Raw genomic sequence first — 14,979 nt, 5'->3', positions numbered from 1 at the left:
GCTATCCAAATGTCACTGCCGGCCTTCAGCGCCCCGGATGCAGCACCTTTGGCACGCGTGCCCCGCGCAGGCGGAATGCATCCGGCATTTTCGAGCCCAGCAGCGGGCGCAGGTAGAGGCGGAAGGCATCGGTCACATCGGTGCCGCTTTCGCTGATGAATTCGTCTTCCATGGTGCGCGTCTTGCCGGCCACCTGGTCGAGAGGGAGCAGCTCGTAGTCGACCGAATAAAAGCCGGTGCGGCGGATCACGACCGAGCCGTCGCGATCGCCCCACATGGCGAACTGCACCGCCTTCTCGCCGACTTCGCGCGCCTCGCGCTGGTCGACGTCGGAGACGCAGCCGATGAAGGAGCGCTGCAGGTAGCCGAAGGTATCGCCGCGCACGCGCTTGATGCCGAGCCGGCCCTTGATTTCCTCGCACAGCAGGTCGGCCAGCGCGCCGGTGCCGGACAGCTGCACGTTGCCGTGCGCATCTTTCTCGATGTCCTTGGCGAGCATGGTGACGATGGGTTCGCCCGCTGCGTCGTGGATGCCTTCGGAGACCGCGATCACGCAGCGGCCGTGGCGCTCGACCATGGCCTTGACGTCGGCCAGGAAGCGCTCCAGCTCGAACACCCGTTCGGGCAGGTAGATCAGGTGCGGGCCGTCGTCCGGGAATTTCTTGCCGAGCGCGGACGCTGCGGTGAGAAAACCGGCATGGCGCCCCATCACCACGCCGACATACACACCGGGCAAGGCCGCATTGTCGAGATTAGCGCCGGCAAAGGCCTGGGCGACGAAGCGCGCTGCCGACGGAAAACCGGGCGTGTGGTCGTTGCCGACCAGGTCGTTGTCGATGGTTTTCGGAATGTGGATGCAGCGCAGCGGGTAGCCGGCCTTGCGCGCCTCCTCGCTGACAATGCGCACGGTATCGGCCGAGTCATTGCCGCCGATGTAGAAGAAGTGTTCGATCTCGTGTGCGCGCAACACGTCGAAAATGCGCCCGCAATAAGCCATGTCGGGCTTGTCGCGGGTGGATCCCAGCGCCGAGGAAGGCGTGGCGGCCACCAGTTCCAGGTTGTGGCTGGTTTCCTGGGTGAGGTCGAGGAAGCCCTCGTCGACGATGCCGCGCACGCCATGCAGCGCGCCGTAGATGCGGTTGACGTTGCGGAAACGCCGCGCCTCGAGCGTAACGCCGACCAGCGACTGGTTGATGACGGCGGTCGGACCGCCTCCTTGTGCAACGAGGATCTTGCCAGATGACATGTGATCTCCTTCGACAGGGCGACGGGTAACCCGACCGTCAGCTTACTACCGATTGTTTGCCCTGGCTTGTTTACTGCTGCTCACCGCTGCTTGCTGTTGCGTTACTCCCTCACCGCTACTCGGGGGCCCGGATATGGTCGACCAGTGCGTTGCTGGTACGCGCCGGCGCCGCGCTCAACAGGCTGAACACGACGATGGCCGCCATGCCGGCCGGCACACCGAATACGCCGGCCGACATCGGCGCGATGTCGAACCAGGCCGCCTCCAGGCGCCCGCCCAGGCTGGGGTTAACCCGGATCATGTAGTACAGGCAGGCAAGAAAACCCGCCACCATGCCGGCAATGGCGCCGACGTGGTTGGCGCGTTTCCAGAACACCCCCAGCACCAGGGCCGGGAACAGGGTCGAGGCCGCCAGCGAAAAGGCCGCGCCCACCAGCGACAGGATGTCCGCCGGCTTTTGCGAGGCGGCGTACGCTGCAATGAAGGCCACCGCCAGCAGCAGCAGCTTCGAAATCGTCACCCGCTTCTGGGTCGAGGCGCCCGGGTCGACGATCTTGTAATAGACGTCGTGCGAGAGCGCATTCGAGATGGCCAGCAGCAGGCCGTCGGCGGTGGACAGGGCCGCGGCCAGTCCGCCGGCCGCCACCAGGCCCGATATTACATAGGGCAAACCGCCGATTTCCGGCGTCGCCAGCACCAGCACATCGCCATCGATGGCGATTTCCGCCAGCTGCACCAGGCCATCGTGGTTGATGTCGGTCACGCGGATCAGGGGATTGACCTTGTCCACATTCGCCCAGTAGGAAATCCAGGTGGGGAGTGATGAAAAATCGCTGCCGACCAGGCTCGTGTAGATGTCGTACTTCGCCAGGACGGCCAGCGCCGGGATGCTGAGGTAGATCAGGAGGATGAAGAACAGGGTCCAGAACACCGACACGCGCGTTTCGTGCACCGAGGGCGTGGTGTAGGAGCGCATCAGGATGTGGGGCAGGGCGGCGGTGCCGAACATCAGGCAGAACACGAGGGCCAGGAAGTTATTGCGCCGGGCATTCGATTCGGCTTCAGTGGCGCCGGGAAAAGGCGCCGCGTGCGGCTGCGGCGGCTGGACCCGTGCCAGCAGGCGTGCCTGCTGGGCGCGCCACAGGCGCTCGGCATCCTCGACCGTCTTGGGGTAGGCGGCCAGCGCCCGCTCGGCGCTGCGCACGTCGGCCAGCGAGGAGTTGCGCAGGCGCGCCGCGTCGAGCCGGCGCTGGGCGGCAAGGCGCCCGCTTTCCCGGAACCGGGTAGCGAGGCCAGGCGCGCGCCGTAGTCATCGGCCTCCGGCGAAGCCGCGCGCACCTGCTGCTCGCGCGGGTCGCGCACCAGCTCGGCTTCGCGCGCGGCCAGTTTCGGCAGCACGGAACCGTAGGCCACCTGCGGCAAGGGATTGCCGGCATGCTTGGCCGACAGCCACATCGTCGGGATCAGGAAGGCGACCAGGATGATGATGTACTGCGCCACCTGCGTCCAGGTGATGCCGCGCATGCCGCCAAGGAAAGAACAGACCAGGATGCTGGCCAGTCCCAGGAAGATACCGACCGAAAAATCGACGCCGGTAAAGCGCGAGGCGATCAGCCCGACCGCGTAGATCTGCGCCACCACGTAGACGAAGGACACAGGATGGTGGAGGCAGCGCCGCCGCGGCCTCGAGGGTCGACCAGTTGTCGCTCTCGCGCGTGCAGGGTGTTTCCGGGGTCGGGAAGCAGATGTCGACCTGCCAGTCCTTCTGGCCATTGCCGTTCGGAGTCAGCACCATGCGGCCGAAACTGTTGTTGCTCAGGGCCTGGTTGCGGGCCATGACCAGGCCTTCGGAGTAGAACTGGGTGGCGCTGGCGACCTGGTTCTTGTAGGTCCATTCGCTCATCATCGGCACGCCGATCGACAGGATGATGGCGAGGATGGCCAGCGCGACCATCGCTTCGATCAGGGTGAAACCGCGCCGGGCCAGGGCGCCAGGCGAGCGCCTCGTCGGCCACGTCATTGGCTGCACCCTCCTTCTTTGGTGCGTACCCAGCAATTGTTCGGCCTGGCCCAGCCGGCCGGCGCGGACACGGTCCTGCGGTTGCCGCCCTGGTCGATCGAGAACACGAAGCCGGCGGTCGGGCCAGTGCCGCTGCCCGTGGCGGTGACGGTGAAGGTGGTCGCGGTGTCGTTGCTGACGCTGAAGACGAAGTCGGCAGTGCCCGCCGGCAACTGGCCAGGGGTCGTGCCGAAGCCTTCGTAAGTGCGGTTGGTCGACCAGTACTGCTCGGCGATCGGCTGCGTGCCCGCAAGGCCCGAATACGCATCCGTGAGCCGGGTGCGCAACACGTAGCTGCCGTAGTTCGGGATGGCGATCGCCGTCAGGATGCCGATGATCGCAACGGTGATCAAGAGTTCGATGAGCGTAAAGCCGGTCTGCCGTTTCATTGTTATCCCCAGAAGGACGGCTTGGCCGTCTACGCGGCTTGCCGCAAAAAAAGTTTCCTCTGGAGAATCATACCTCAGCAAGCTTGCATTACCCTGAGGAAATGCTGACAGGGAGCTGACAAACTGGTCTTTCCGGAGCTAAATACGCCCGAATCGGGCGATGCGCTCAGGGAAAACTGACCGTGAAGACCGCGCCGCCCTGGGCCGCATCCTCGATCCGGACATCGCCTCCGTGCAGCCTGGCGATGTCGCGCACGATGGCCAGGCCCAGGCCGCTGCCGGTCGCGCTCGAGCCGAGGATGCGGTAGAAGCGTTCGAACACGTGGGCCCGTTCGCTTGGGGCGATGCCGGGGCCGGTGTCCTCGACTTCGAGCAGCGCGTGGGGGCCGTCGCGCCTTACCCGCACCGTGACGCTGCCGCCGTGCGGGGTGTAGCGCAGCGCATTGTCGATCAGGTTCGACAGCAGCTCGCGCAGCATCAGGGCGTGGCCGGCAATGCTGACTTTCTCGTCCTGCTCCTCGAAGCCGAGGTCGATGCCGTGCGTGAACGAGGCCTGCACCCAGTCCTGCACGGTCGCGCGCGCCAGCGGGCCCAGCTCGATTTCCTCGAAGGCCAGGCCCGCATGCGGCTGGTTTTCCGCGCGCGCCAGTGCCAGCAACTGGTTCACCAGGCGCGTGGCCGACTCGGAACTCTTGGCCAGCTGCTCCAGCGAGCGGTGGATCTCGTCCGGGTCGACCTGGCGCAGGGCCAGCTCGGACTGCATGCGCATGCCGGCCAGTGGCGTCTTCATCTGGTGCGCGGCGTCGGCAATGAAACGCTTTTGCATGTCGATGGTCTGGGCAAGCCGTCCCAGCATGTCGTTGAGCGAGCCGACAAGGGGAGAAATTTCCTCCGGTACCTGGCGCGAGTCGATGGGAGACAAATCGTCCGAGCTGCGCGCGCGGATGCGCTCCTGCAGCTCGGCCAGCGGCGACAGGCCACGCGACAGGGCAAACCAGACCAGGGCCAGGATGATCGGCAAGATGATGAACTGCGGCAAAATCACGCCCTTGATGATCTCGTTGGCCAGCAGGGCGCGCTTGTCGAGCGTTTCCGCCACCTGCACCAGCGCCTTGCGCGGGCTGGCCGCAGGCGGTAACAGGGGATCGAGATTGACGTACAGGTAGGCCACGCGCAGCGGATTGCCGTGCAGCGCCGCCTGGCGGAAGTGGACGGCGCCGTCCTTGTCGGCATCATCCTCGCGCGGACGGGGCAGTTCGCGGTCGCCATCGACAAATTGACCGTTCGCATCGGCGACCTGGTAATACACGCTGTCGACGTCGTCGGCGCGCAGGATGTCGCGCGCGCTGCCCGGCAACTGCGTAACGATGCGTCCGCTTTCCTCGCGGACCTGCTGGGCCAGCACCGTCACCCGGTCTTCCAGCGCGTGGTCGAAGGGGCCGTTGGCGATGGATTTTGCTACCAGGTAGGTAATCGCGATGCTCATCGGCCACAAGAGCAGCAGCGGCGCCAGCATCCAGTCGAGGATCTCGCCAAACAGCGAATGCTGGATGTTCTCTTCCGATTCGGGGCTCGGCGGGACGTAGAGCGGCTCGGGCGCCGCGCCGGGGGAGCGATCGGGATCGGGCGCGAGCAGGCCGGCGTCGCGGTCGTTCACTTGTGGTCGGCCACCTGCTCGGCGCGGACGGCGTCGGCGTATTTCTCGAGGCAATAGCCGAGTCCGCGCACGGTGGCGATGCGCACGCCGCCGACTTCGATCTTCTTGCGCAGCCGATGCACATATACCTCGATGGCATTGTTCGACACTTCCTCGCCCCATTCGCACAGGTGGTCGACCAGCTGCTCCTTCGACACCAGGCGCCCCGTGCGCGCCAGCAAAATTTCCAGCAGCCCCAGTTCGCGCGCCGACAGGTCGAGCATCTGGTCGTTGATGTAGGCGCTGCGGCCGACCTGGTCGTAGACGAGGGGGCCATGGCGGATCACGGTGGGGCCGCCGCCGGCGCCGCGGCGGGTGAGGGCACGCACCCGTGCTTCCAGTTCGGACAGGGCAAAGGGCTTGGCCATGTAGTCGTCGGCGCCGAGGTCGAGGCCCTCGACGCGCTGCTCGACCGAGTCGGCGGCGGTGAGGATCAGTACCGGCAGCAGGGAGGCGCGCGCACGCAGGCGCCGCAGTACTTCCAAGCCTGGCATTTTCGGCAAGCCCAGGTCGAGGATCAACAGGTCGAATTCCTGGGTCGACAGGGCGGTGTCGGCTTCGGCGCCGTTGCGCACGCAGTCGATCGCGTAGCCTGACTGGCGGAGCGACCGCGTCAGGCCATCCGCGAGTACACTGTCATCTTCCGCAAGTAGAATTCGCATAGCATTACCTTGTAAATCGATTAGACCTTCCGGCTGCCCTCATTGTGTTTGATTTAGCGCAACAATGCGAGCGTTCTCCAACAGTCGGGCAAATTCGCGCTTGCCAAAACCACTGGATTTTTATACAGTAGTGGCTATTGAAAAGCGTGCGGGTGCCCACACCTTGGTACCTCCAAGACTGAAAGAAAATTATGGACGACAAAAAAGTAGTACACAACGCCTCGGAAAAAGGCAAGGCACTGGCCGCCGCCCTCGCGCAAATCGAAAAGCAGTTCGGCAAGGGTTCGGTCATGCGCATGGATACCAACGCGCCTGTCGAGGAGGTGCAAACCGTCTCGACCGGTTCGCTGGGGCTGGACATCGCACTCGGCGTCGGCGGCTTGCCGCGCGGCCGTATCGTGGAAATCTACGGTCCGGAATCGTCGGGTAAAACCACGCTGACCCTGCAGACCATCGCGCAAATGCAAAAGCTGGGTGGCACCTGCGCGTTCATCGACGCCGAGCACGCGCTCGACGTGGGCTACGCACAGAAGCTGGGCATCAAGCTCGACGAGCTGCTGATCTCGCAGCCGGACACCGGCGAGCAGGCACTCGAGATCACCGACGCACTCGTGCGTTCGGGTTCGGTCGACCTCGTGGTCATCGACTCGGTGGCGGCACTGACCCCGCGCGCCGAAATCGAAGGCGACATGGGCGATTCGCTGCCTGGCCTGCAAGCCCGTCTGATGTCGCAGGCACTACGCAAGCTGACCGCCTCGATCAACCGTACGAACACCCTGGTGATCTTCATTAACCAGATCCGTATGAAAATCGGCGTGATGTTCGGCAGCCCGGAAACCACGACCGGCGGTAATGCGCTGAAGTTCTACGCCTCCGTGCGTCTGGACATCCGCCGTACCGGCTCGATCAAGTCTGGCGACGAGGTCATCGGTAACGAAACCAAGGTCAAGGTCGTCAAGAACAAGATCGCGCCACCGTTCAAGGAAGCCCACTTCGACATCCTGTACGGAGAAGGCACCTCGCGCGAAGGCGAAATCCTGGATCTGGGCGCCGATAACAAGGTCGTCGAGAAGTCGGGTTCCTGGTACAGCTACAACGGCGAGCGTATCGGTCAAGGCAAGGACAATGCCCGTCAGTTCCTGAAGGACCGTCCGGCACTGGCCCGCGAGATCGAGAACAAGGTTCGCAGCGCCCTGGGCGTGCGTGAACTGCCGCCGGTTGCTGCCGAAGCGGGTGCCCCTGCTGAAGAGAAGGCACCGAAGCTGAAGGCCGTGTCGGAGTAAATCGCTTGGAGCCTGTCATGGCTCCATCCGATCCGCTGTATCGCCATGCGCCAACCAGTATTGAGTCTTAAGGCCCGAGCCCTGCGCTTCCTCTCCATGCGGGAGCACAGCCGGCTCGAGCTCAAGCGCAAGCTGGCGCGCCATGCCGAGGAGGGCGACGATGTCGAAGCCCTCCTCGATTTCCTTGAAAAGAACAACTGGCTGTCGCAGGAGCGCTTTGCCGAATCGCTGATTCACCGCAAGGCCGCCCGCTTCGGCAACGCCCGGGTCGTGGCCGAATTGCAAAGCCATGGCGTCAACGGCGAGGCATTGGCCGAGCTCAAGTCCGGTCTGGCCGAGAGCGAAACCGCACGCGCGGTCGAGGTCTGGCGTCGCAAGTTCGGTACCGTCCCCAAGGACGCGGCCGAGCGTAGTAAACAAATGCGTTTCCTGATGGCGCGCGGTTTTTCCAGCAATGCCGTACGTGCGGCACTGAAGGGTGCGCCGGAAGAGGACGAGTTCTAGCGGCCGCCGCTTCCACGACGGCGGTTCCGCCACCGTGTCAACGCAGTACCCGCAGTTACCAATACCCATCTATGCCCAGGCGCCAGCGTGGAGCGCCATCCGGTGATATGCCCCCGCATATTCCTCAACCCGGATGACGCTGCACGCTGGCGCTTTTTGTGTTGAAATAATTGCCAATATGAAAACATTATTCGCGCTTGTTTTGATCCTGTCCTGTTCAGCCTGTACCGAGCAGCCCATCAATGCGCGAGGCGTCTACCGGTTCGACACGCCCGAAAGAACCATGATTCTCGACCTGCGCGCAAGTGGCGAGTACGTGCTCCAAATTGACGGTGTCGGTAGAAACACGGACGAGATTCGTGGCCGCTGGGACGCCGCCCGCGGCTCAGGCTCCCATATCGCTTTTTACGGGCTGGTTTGGCACGGCACGGAACCAGAGGCTGGACAGGGGATCTGGGCTGCGAGGGTGGCGCGCAATGCCGACATCTGCCTCGATGCCGAAGGCGTAAGCTGCTTTGCGAAAGACGATGGCGTCTGACGAACGTCGGGCTGATTACCACTGTCCCGACGCGCCGCCACCTCCCGACCTTCCGCCATTCCCGGGGCAGTCCGCCCCATCGGAGGACCTATCATCGCGCGCATCCGCGCTATCGAAGGTCACCGTGAACGTCATTGCGCTGTGCTGCCCGGTATCGGCTGGATCGCCCGATCCTCGCGTACAGAAATAGATCCAAAGCCAGGTCAGGAAAGGGTTTTTTGAGCTCGGCAAATGATACTTCCTGACGTTCTCCGCAATATGAAACCACCGTGCGCATAGCCAGGCGGCGATGGCAGCCGTGAAAACGAGTTTTCCATACACACCGAGCACAGGAGCCGCCGAGAACAGCAGGGCCACAACGGAAAAAAGACATAGCCCACCGATGCCCAGGCCCACGGTAAGCATGGCAAGGCCAGTCAACACGACGCCAGCGAACGCCAGCAAGGCTCTGGGCGAGGTCGCAGGGGATGGCCGGCTCGGCTCGGCGGGTAATTCCTGGACGACCGCAGTAGGGGGTGGCATCGGCGACAAGGTGCGCAGAATCGCCTCGACTCCAGATACGACACCCGTGTCGTATCTACCTTTTTCGAACGCTGGCGCGACAATGTCATGAATGATGCGCGAACATTGAGCATCAGTCAGTGTGCCCTCGAGACCGTACCCTACTTCGATACGCACCGCACGATCGGCCACGGCGACGACAAACAACACGCCGTCGTCCACGCCCGCCTGCCCAAGCTTCCATTTCTGGAACACCTCGACGGCATACTGGTCAATTGGCAGCGTCCCGCTTGTCTGCACCGTTAGTACGAACACCTGATGCCCCGTCGCGCGCTCGAACTCCCTCAGCGTGTGATCCAGGCTGGCTGCACTCGGCCCTAACACCTTTGCCGTATCTGTCACACGCGCTGGTGGAGCAGCGTATTGCTCGGATGCAGTGCAAAGGAGCGAGACGCCAGCAAGGAACGCGCCCAGCAGAAATCGTTTGGCTCCCATCCATATTGCAAACGTCAACAAACAAGAAATACCTGCGGCATACGCGCAGGCTGGTAGCAGCATCCCCATGACCGGGCTCCCGTCCATAGCCAGCGACCAGCATGCGTGGCGGAGAAAAGCCCACTGTTGACGAACGGCAAGTCAGAGCGATTGGTGCGAGATGTTCGGCATGCAGCCACGACATTTGTGGCGAAAAGACCAGCGAATAGATCGGCGCCATGATTCGGCCAGCCGCCATGTTGCGGTGCAACCTGCCCCCGCCTGTGCTAAACTTCCACGGTTCAAGCAGCGCCGCATGAGCGGTTGTTGCCGCAGAAGCTGCGGTAACGTGCTATCCAGGCACACCGGCTGCCCCACTGATTGCCGCTTCGTCGGCACGTTTTTATGCCTTTGTCTCCTCCCTCCCCGCGCTCGCTCCGGCACACGCGCGCCATTACCGTCGAAGCGTACGCGCGCGACGATGGCTTGTGGGATCTCGATGCGCGCATCCGCGACATCAAGGCACGCGACATCGAACTGGCCTCCGGCATGCGTCCGGCGGGCACGGCCGTGCACGACCTCAGCCTGCGCGTGACCATCAACCGCGATCTCGAGATCGTCGACGCCGAAGCCGCGTCCGACGCGGTACCGTATCCTGGTTACTGCAACGTGATCGGCCCTGCCTACAAGAAGCTGATCGGGCTGTCGCTGGTCAAGCACTTCCGGCTGCACCTGAAAGACCGCCTGTCGGGCGTGCTCGGCTGCACCCACCTCACCGAACTGGCGCAGGTTTTGCCCACCGCGGCAATCCAGGCCTTCGCCGATGACGAGTTCGAGACACGCAGCGCCGCCAACGAGAGCGAAGCTGCGCGTCCGTACGAGATCGACCGCTGCCACGCGCTGCGTGCCGACGGCCCCGCTGTGGCAAAGTATTATCCGCGCTGGGTAATCAAGGCCGTACAGGGTTAACATTAGATGTCGAAGTTGTTCAATTAACCTATCCAAATCAGTAACAGAAGAAGGGAAGCCAGCATGAAAATCCATGAGTATCAGGGCAAAGAAATCCTCCGAAAGTTCGGGGTGACGGTTCCGCGCGGCATTCCGTGCATGTCGGTCGACGAGGCCGTCAAGGCAGCCCAAGAGCTGGGCGGTCCGGTCTGGGTGGTCAAGGCCCAGATCCATGCTGGCGGCCGTGGTAAAGGCGGCGGCGTGAAAGTTGCCAAGTCGCTGGAGCAGGTCAAGGAATACGCGGAACAGATCATGGGCATGCAGCTCATTACGCACCAGACCGGTCCTGAAGGACAGAAGGTGCGCCGCCTGCTGATCGAAGAAGGCGCCGACATCAAGAAGGAACTGTACGTGTCGATGGTCACCGACCGCGTCACGCAGAAGGTCGTCCTGATGGCCTCGTCGGAAGGCGGCATGGACATCGAAGAAGTCGCGCACAGCAACCCGGAAAAAATCCACTCGATCGCGATCGATCCGGCCGTCGGCCTGACCGATGCCGAAGCGGACGACATCTCGACCAAGATCGGCATTCCTGCCGAATCGCTGGCCGAAGCACGCCAGAACCTGAAGGGCCTGTACCAGGCTTACTGGGAAACCGATTCGTCGCTGGCCGAAATCAACCCGCTGATCCTGACCGGCAACGGCAAGGTCATCGCCCTCGACGCGAAGTTCAACTTCGACGCCAACGCCCTGTTCCGCCAGCCGGACATCATGGCCTACCGCGACCTGGACGAAGAAGATCCAGCCGAAGTCGAAGCATCGAAATTCGACCTGGCCTACATCTCGCTCGACGGTAACATCGGCTGCCTGGTGAACGGCGCCGGCCTGGCGATGGCCACCATGGACACCATCAAGCTGTTCGGCGGCGAGCCGGCCAACTTCCTGGACGTGGGCGGCGGTGCGACGGCTGAGAAAGTCACCGAAGCATTCAAGATCATGCTGAAGAACCCTGGTCTGAAAGCCATCCTGGTCAACATTTTCGGCGGCATCATGCGTTGCGACGTCATCGCCGAAGGCGTGATTACCGCATCGAAGGCCGTGTCGCTGAAAGTGCCGCTGGTCGTGCGCATGAAGGGCACCAACGAAGACCTGGGCAAGAAGATGCTGGCCGACTCCGGTCTGCCGATCATCGCTGCCGATACGATGGAAGATGCAGCCAAGGCCGTGGTCGCCGCTGCAGCTGGTAACGCCTAATTCGAAGGAATAAAGAAATGTCGATCCTGATCAACAAAGACACAAAAGTCATCACCCAGGGTATCACCGGCAAGACCGGTCAGTTCCATACCCGTATGTGCCGCGACTACGCGAACGGCAAGGCCGCTTTCGTTGCTGGCGTGAACCCGAAGAAAGCCGGCGAAGACTTCGAAGGCATCCCGATCTACGCCAATGTGTCGGAAGCCAAAGCCGCCACCGGCGCGACCGTCTCGGTCATCTACGTGCCGCCGGCAGGTGCCGCCGCCGCCATCTGGGAAGCTGTCGAAGCCGACCTGGACCTGGCGATCTGCATCACCGAAGGCATCCCGGTCCGTGACATGATGGCCCTGAAGGACCGCATGGCCAAGGCCGGCTCGAAGACCCTGCTGCTGGGCCCGAACTGCCCAGGCCTGATCACCCCGGACGAAATCAAGATCGGCATCATGCCGGGTCACATCCACCGCAAGGGCCGTATCGGCGTCGTCTCGCGCTCGGGCACCCTGACCTATGAAGCAGTCGGCCAGCTGACCGCACTGGGCCTGGGCCAATCGTCGGCAGTCGGCATCGGCGGCGACCCGATCAACGGCCTGAAGCACATCGACATCATGAAGATGTTCAACGACGATCCTGATACCGACGCGGTCATCATGATCGGCGAAATCGGCGGTCCGGACGAAGCCAATGCCGCGCACTGGGTCAAGGACAACATGAAGAAGCCGGTCGTCGGCTTCATCGCCGGTGTCACCGCGCCTCCGGGCAAGCGCATGGGCCACGCCGGCGCGCTGATCTCGGGCGGTGCCGATACGGCGCAGGCCAAGCTGGACATCATGGAAGAGTGCGGCATCAAAGCCACCAAGAACCCGTCGGAAATGGCACGCCTGCTGAAGGCCATGCTGTAATACCGGACAGTTCTGTTCGTAGCGAAAAGGGAAGCCTGTGGGCTTCCCTTTTTATTTGCTGGCGCATTTTGTCACCTGAGGCGTTGATCAGCGTCAGACTTTTGGCAAAAACTGTTCATGTAACGACAAAAATTGTCAGCAGGACACAACGTATGGACAAGTTTTGTCAGCTTTATTGCCGAAAATATATTGAAAATGCGCAATAACGGGCTGGCACGGCGCTTGCAATAGATGAGTCGTGGCACCAAACAAACGCAGCACTACCCAACCTTACCAGGAGATGCACCATGAAACTCGTTAAGAAAGCCCAAGCCGGCTTCACCCTGATTGAATTGATGATCGTTGTCGCGATCATCGGTATCCTGGCCGCTGTCGCCATTCCGCAGTACTCGAACTACGTGTCGCGCAGCAAGGCTTCGGGCGCCGCCGCCGAACTCGACTCGCTGAAGACCGCGCTTGCTGAATGCTACCAGACGAGCGGTTCGTTCACTGGTTGCAACGAACCAGGCACGAACGGCATCCCACAAGTCAAGATTAGCAAGTTCATTACCAGTGTCCCAGCAATCGATGGCGGCGTGATCAGCAATGTCGAAACCGCTGCAACGACCAACGACGGCGATCCTCTGGTGTTCACCTCCATCCGCCCGTCGACCGCAGCTGGTCAAGCCAACATGATCTGGAGGGCAGAAGGCTCCATCTGCGACTCCGTGCGTGGCCTGAAGGACGGTCAAGGCGGCTGCGGTAACGTGCTGGAATAATCGCTGAGCCGGTCGCGATGTACATCGCGATTACCTGAACCATCATCATCCGGCGCAGCCCATGACAGGACTGCGCCGTTTTCTTTTATGAAGATCAACGCCCTCAAACCCATCTTGAAACTGCGCGCCTACGCTTGCGGTATCCATTTGGCGATCTCCCTGCTGATCGCAATCGCTCTGATTTTCTTCCTGAATACGATCTGGTATCCAGAAGGCCTGCTGGATGCCTTCGGCGGCCAGGAAATCTTCTTCCTGATGATAGGGATCGATGTGGTGCTGGGCCCCCTGTGCACCTTCATTGTCTTCAATCCCGCCAAAAAATCCCTGAAATTCGACCTGCTCGTCATTTCGCTGTGCCAGATTTCTGCCCTGGGCTACGGCGTGAGTACCTTGTACGAAGCCAGGCCTGCCTATATTGCAGCGCTCGGCAGCGAGTTCCAGGTAGTCCAGGCATCGGAAGTCACGGACGGTAACCTCGACAAGGCGCACGCCACGCTGCCGGTGTGGGGCCCTGAACTGGTTGGCGTGCGCGCCCCGCGCGACAAATACGAAATCAACCAGGCCAAAGCAATGGCCTCGTTCGGTGGCGGAGCCGGGCATTTGCCCCAGCTTCACATACCCTACCGTGACAGCGCTGCGCTCCTCCTGAAAAACGCCACGCCCGCCGTCGATCTCATCCGGAAAAATCCGGCGATCGCAAACGAACTGACAAGCTGGTTGGCCTCGCACGACTTACAGGCCGAGCACGCCAAATGCCAGCCGGTCAAGATCGGCTCCTTGAAGTACACGGCCGTGATCGATGCCCAGTCGGCGAAATTCATCGGCATCGCCCCGGTCGTGTTCTCGTAGTCCGGCAGCTCCCACGGCTGGGCGTCCAGTACGGATACCCAGCCGTCATTTACCGGATGCCGTTTCTACAAAGCGCCAATTGCTGGTGAATGGCAAGCGTATGACCAGCGTGCTGCGCCGGACAGGTCCAGAAAGCGCGCATGCGCTCATCCACAAACGTTTCATTTTTTAAGGTGCCGGCGATGAAGTCCAGGCTGAACCATGCAACAGGATTCACACTCATCGAACTCATGATCGTCGTCGCGATCATCGGTATTCTCTCCGCTGTCGCAATTCCGCAGTACTCGCACTATATTTCGCGCAGCAAAGCTGCCGGCGCAGCGGCCGAACTCGATTCCCTCAAGACGGCAATTGCCGAGTGCTATCAGGCGAGCGGTAGCTTCACCGACTGCAGGATCGGCGCCGCAGGCATTCCAGGCATCGCTGCAAGCAGTTTCATTACCGAAGTACCGACGGTCGTCAACGGCGTGATTACCGGCGCGACTACCTCTGCGACAACGGTCGAAGGCGTCAACCTGGTGTTCGCGACGATTTCCCCGGCCATCGGGGACGGCAGGGCCGACATGCGCTGGACGGCCGCAGGGACGATCTGCAACGCCATCCGCGGCCTGAAACCGGGCCAGGGCGGCTGCCCCTGATCGGCAGGCATCCACGGGCCGGCGAGCTATCCCGCCGGTTTTAAAAAAAAGCGCATTCCCGCCGATGCCGGTGGGCCCCTCCGCCCCAGGCGCGCGCAACGCGGCCGGCGACACTTCCTCCTCCTCTCCAACGATGCGCTAGCTCTTCCCCAGAGCCTCATGCGCAACCCCCGGTGCAGCTGCATCGCAGCCTGCGCCCGACAGCTTCCTTGCGCCCGGTTTCCACGGGCGTAGTACGGGGTTGCGTCCTCGTCAATGCCGCTCCTGCGCGCACGCTTCGA

The 14,979-nt window shown here is 62.4% G+C and carries 14 protein-coding genes and 1 pseudogene; 9 read left to right on the top strand and 6 right to left on the bottom strand.

Annotation, left to right across the window (positions count from 1 at the left end; all coding sequences use genetic code 11):
* Positions 1 to 25: 25 nt before the first annotated feature.
* The 5 genes and pseudogenes from G4G28_RS22570 to G4G28_RS22550 all read right to left on the bottom strand — a co-directional run bounded on the left by G4G28_RS22570 (position 26) and on the right by G4G28_RS22550 (position 6,052).
* Positions 26 to 1,246, bottom strand: coding sequence for a 6-phosphofructokinase (locus G4G28_RS22570; RefSeq protein WP_182990022.1), 1,221 nt, complete (start codon positions 1,244 to 1,246; stop codon positions 26 to 28).
* A gap of 115 nt (positions 1,247 to 1,361) precedes the next feature.
* Positions 1,362 to 2,902 (bottom strand): annotated as a pseudogene (locus G4G28_RS22565) (VC_2705 family sodium/solute symporter); the annotation flags it as partial.
* A gap of 360 nt (positions 2,903 to 3,262) precedes the next feature.
* Positions 3,263 to 3,694, bottom strand: coding sequence for a type IV pilin protein (locus G4G28_RS22560; RefSeq protein WP_182988815.1), 432 nt, complete (start codon positions 3,692 to 3,694; stop codon positions 3,263 to 3,265).
* Positions 3,695 to 3,860: 166 nt separating this feature from the next.
* Positions 3,861 to 5,351, bottom strand: coding sequence for a sensor histidine kinase (locus G4G28_RS22555; RefSeq protein ID WP_229507783.1), 1,491 nt, complete (start codon positions 5,349 to 5,351; stop codon positions 3,861 to 3,863).
* The gene (locus tag G4G28_RS22550; RefSeq protein ID WP_182990020.1) at positions 5,348 to 6,052 is read right to left on the bottom strand and encodes a response regulator transcription factor; all 705 of its coding nucleotides are present in this window, start codon (positions 6,050 to 6,052) and stop codon (positions 5,348 to 5,350) included. The genes G4G28_RS22555 and G4G28_RS22550 overlap by 4 nt, the downstream gene beginning before the upstream one ends.
* A gap of 191 nt (positions 6,053 to 6,243) precedes the next feature.
* Here G4G28_RS22550 and recA point away from each other — a divergent pair, with 191 nt between their 5' ends.
* The 3 genes from recA (at position 6,244) to G4G28_RS22535 (ending at position 8,377) form a co-directional block, all read left to right on the top strand.
* Positions 6,244 to 7,335: a recombinase RecA gene (gene recA / locus G4G28_RS22545; protein ID WP_182990019.1), complete on the top strand. Its 1,092-nt coding sequence runs from the start codon at positions 6,244 to 6,246 to the stop codon at positions 7,333 to 7,335.
* Positions 7,336 to 7,380: 45 nt separating this feature from the next.
* Positions 7,381 to 7,839 (top strand): recombination regulator RecX, encoded by a 459-nt coding sequence (recX, locus tag G4G28_RS22540; RefSeq protein ID WP_182990018.1) that lies wholly within the window; start codon positions 7,381 to 7,383, stop codon positions 7,837 to 7,839.
* 133 nt (positions 7,840 to 7,972) lie between these two features.
* Positions 7,973 to 8,377, top strand: a complete 405-nt coding sequence (locus tag G4G28_RS22535) for a hypothetical protein (RefSeq protein ID WP_182990017.1) — start codon at positions 7,973 to 7,975, stop codon at positions 8,375 to 8,377.
* 15 nt (positions 8,378 to 8,392) lie between these two features.
* On the opposite strand, the gene G4G28_RS22530 is transcribed toward G4G28_RS22535, so the two are convergent.
* Complete coding sequence (locus G4G28_RS22530) at positions 8,393 to 9,442, bottom strand: YgcG family protein (protein WP_182990016.1); 1,050 nt, start codon at positions 9,440 to 9,442, stop codon at positions 8,393 to 8,395.
* Between the two features lie 315 nt (positions 9,443 to 9,757).
* Between G4G28_RS22530 and G4G28_RS22525 the strand changes: the two genes are divergently transcribed.
* The 6 genes from G4G28_RS22525 to G4G28_RS22500 all read left to right on the top strand — a co-directional run bounded on the left by G4G28_RS22525 (position 9,758) and on the right by G4G28_RS22500 (position 14,698).
* A complete protein-coding gene (locus G4G28_RS22525; RefSeq protein ID WP_182990015.1) occupies positions 9,758 to 10,321 on the top strand; it encodes a DUF2889 domain-containing protein in 564 nt (187 codons plus the stop codon).
* A 63-nt stretch (positions 10,322 to 10,384) separates the two neighbouring features.
* Positions 10,385 to 11,554 (top strand): ADP-forming succinate--CoA ligase subunit beta, encoded by a 1,170-nt coding sequence (gene sucC, locus G4G28_RS22520; RefSeq protein WP_182990014.1) that lies wholly within the window; start codon positions 10,385 to 10,387, stop codon positions 11,552 to 11,554.
* A gap of 17 nt (positions 11,555 to 11,571) precedes the next feature.
* Positions 11,572 to 12,453 (top strand): succinate--CoA ligase subunit alpha, encoded by an 882-nt coding sequence (sucD, locus tag G4G28_RS22515; protein ID WP_182990013.1) that lies wholly within the window; start codon positions 11,572 to 11,574, stop codon positions 12,451 to 12,453.
* A gap of 287 nt (positions 12,454 to 12,740) precedes the next feature.
* Complete coding sequence (locus tag G4G28_RS27795; protein ID WP_182990012.1) at positions 12,741 to 13,211, top strand: prepilin-type N-terminal cleavage/methylation domain-containing protein; 471 nt, start codon at positions 12,741 to 12,743, stop codon at positions 13,209 to 13,211.
* 87 nt (positions 13,212 to 13,298) lie between these two features.
* Positions 13,299 to 14,060: a hypothetical protein gene (locus tag G4G28_RS22505; protein WP_182990011.1), complete on the top strand. Its 762-nt coding sequence runs from the start codon at positions 13,299 to 13,301 to the stop codon at positions 14,058 to 14,060.
* 140 nt (positions 14,061 to 14,200) lie between these two features.
* Positions 14,201 to 14,698 carry a prepilin-type N-terminal cleavage/methylation domain-containing protein gene (locus G4G28_RS22500; protein ID WP_202033701.1) on the top strand — a complete coding sequence of 166 codons (498 nt, stop codon included), beginning with the start codon at positions 14,201 to 14,203 and terminating at the stop codon, positions 14,696 to 14,698.
* Positions 14,699 to 14,979: the final 281 nt, after the last annotated feature.

The sequence above is a fragment of the Massilia sp. Dwa41.01b genome (assembly GCF_014171775.1).
Taxonomy (GTDB): Bacteria; Pseudomonadota; Gammaproteobacteria; order Burkholderiales; family Burkholderiaceae_D; genus Telluria.
Note: the sequence above shows the minus strand (reverse complement) of the source record. Positions and strands in the feature narration are given on the sequence as shown.

Coding starts and splice junctions, on each gene's coding strand:
- G4G28_RS22570 (WP_182990022.1), bottom strand. CDS start 1,246: ATGTCATCTGGCAAGATCCTCGTTGCACAAGGAGGCGGTCCGACCGCC.
- G4G28_RS22560 (WP_182988815.1), bottom strand. CDS start 3,694: ATGAAACGGCAGACCGGCTTTACGCTCATCGAACTCTTGATCACCGTT.
- G4G28_RS22550 (WP_182990020.1), bottom strand. CDS start 6,052: ATGCGAATTCTACTTGCGGAAGATGACAGTGTACTCGCGGATGGCCTG.
- recA (WP_182990019.1), top strand. CDS start 6,244: ATGGACGACAAAAAAGTAGTACACAACGCCTCGGAAAAAGGCAAGGCA.
- recX (WP_182990018.1), top strand. CDS start 7,381: ATGCGCCAACCAGTATTGAGTCTTAAGGCCCGAGCCCTGCGCTTCCTC.
- G4G28_RS22535 (WP_182990017.1), top strand. CDS start 7,973: ATGACGCTGCACGCTGGCGCTTTTTGTGTTGAAATAATTGCCAATATG.
- G4G28_RS22530 (WP_182990016.1), bottom strand. CDS start 9,442: ATGGGGATGCTGCTACCAGCCTGCGCGTATGCCGCAGGTATTTCTTGT.
- G4G28_RS22525 (WP_182990015.1), top strand. CDS start 9,758: ATGCCTTTGTCTCCTCCCTCCCCGCGCTCGCTCCGGCACACGCGCGCC.
- sucC (WP_182990014.1), top strand. CDS start 10,385: ATGAAAATCCATGAGTATCAGGGCAAAGAAATCCTCCGAAAGTTCGGG.
- sucD (WP_182990013.1), top strand. CDS start 11,572: ATGTCGATCCTGATCAACAAAGACACAAAAGTCATCACCCAGGGTATC.
- G4G28_RS27795 (WP_182990012.1), top strand. CDS start 12,741: ATGAAACTCGTTAAGAAAGCCCAAGCCGGCTTCACCCTGATTGAATTG.
- G4G28_RS22505 (WP_182990011.1), top strand. CDS start 13,299: ATGAAGATCAACGCCCTCAAACCCATCTTGAAACTGCGCGCCTACGCT.
- G4G28_RS22500 (WP_202033701.1), top strand. CDS start 14,201: ATGCGCTCATCCACAAACGTTTCATTTTTTAAGGTGCCGGCGATGAAG.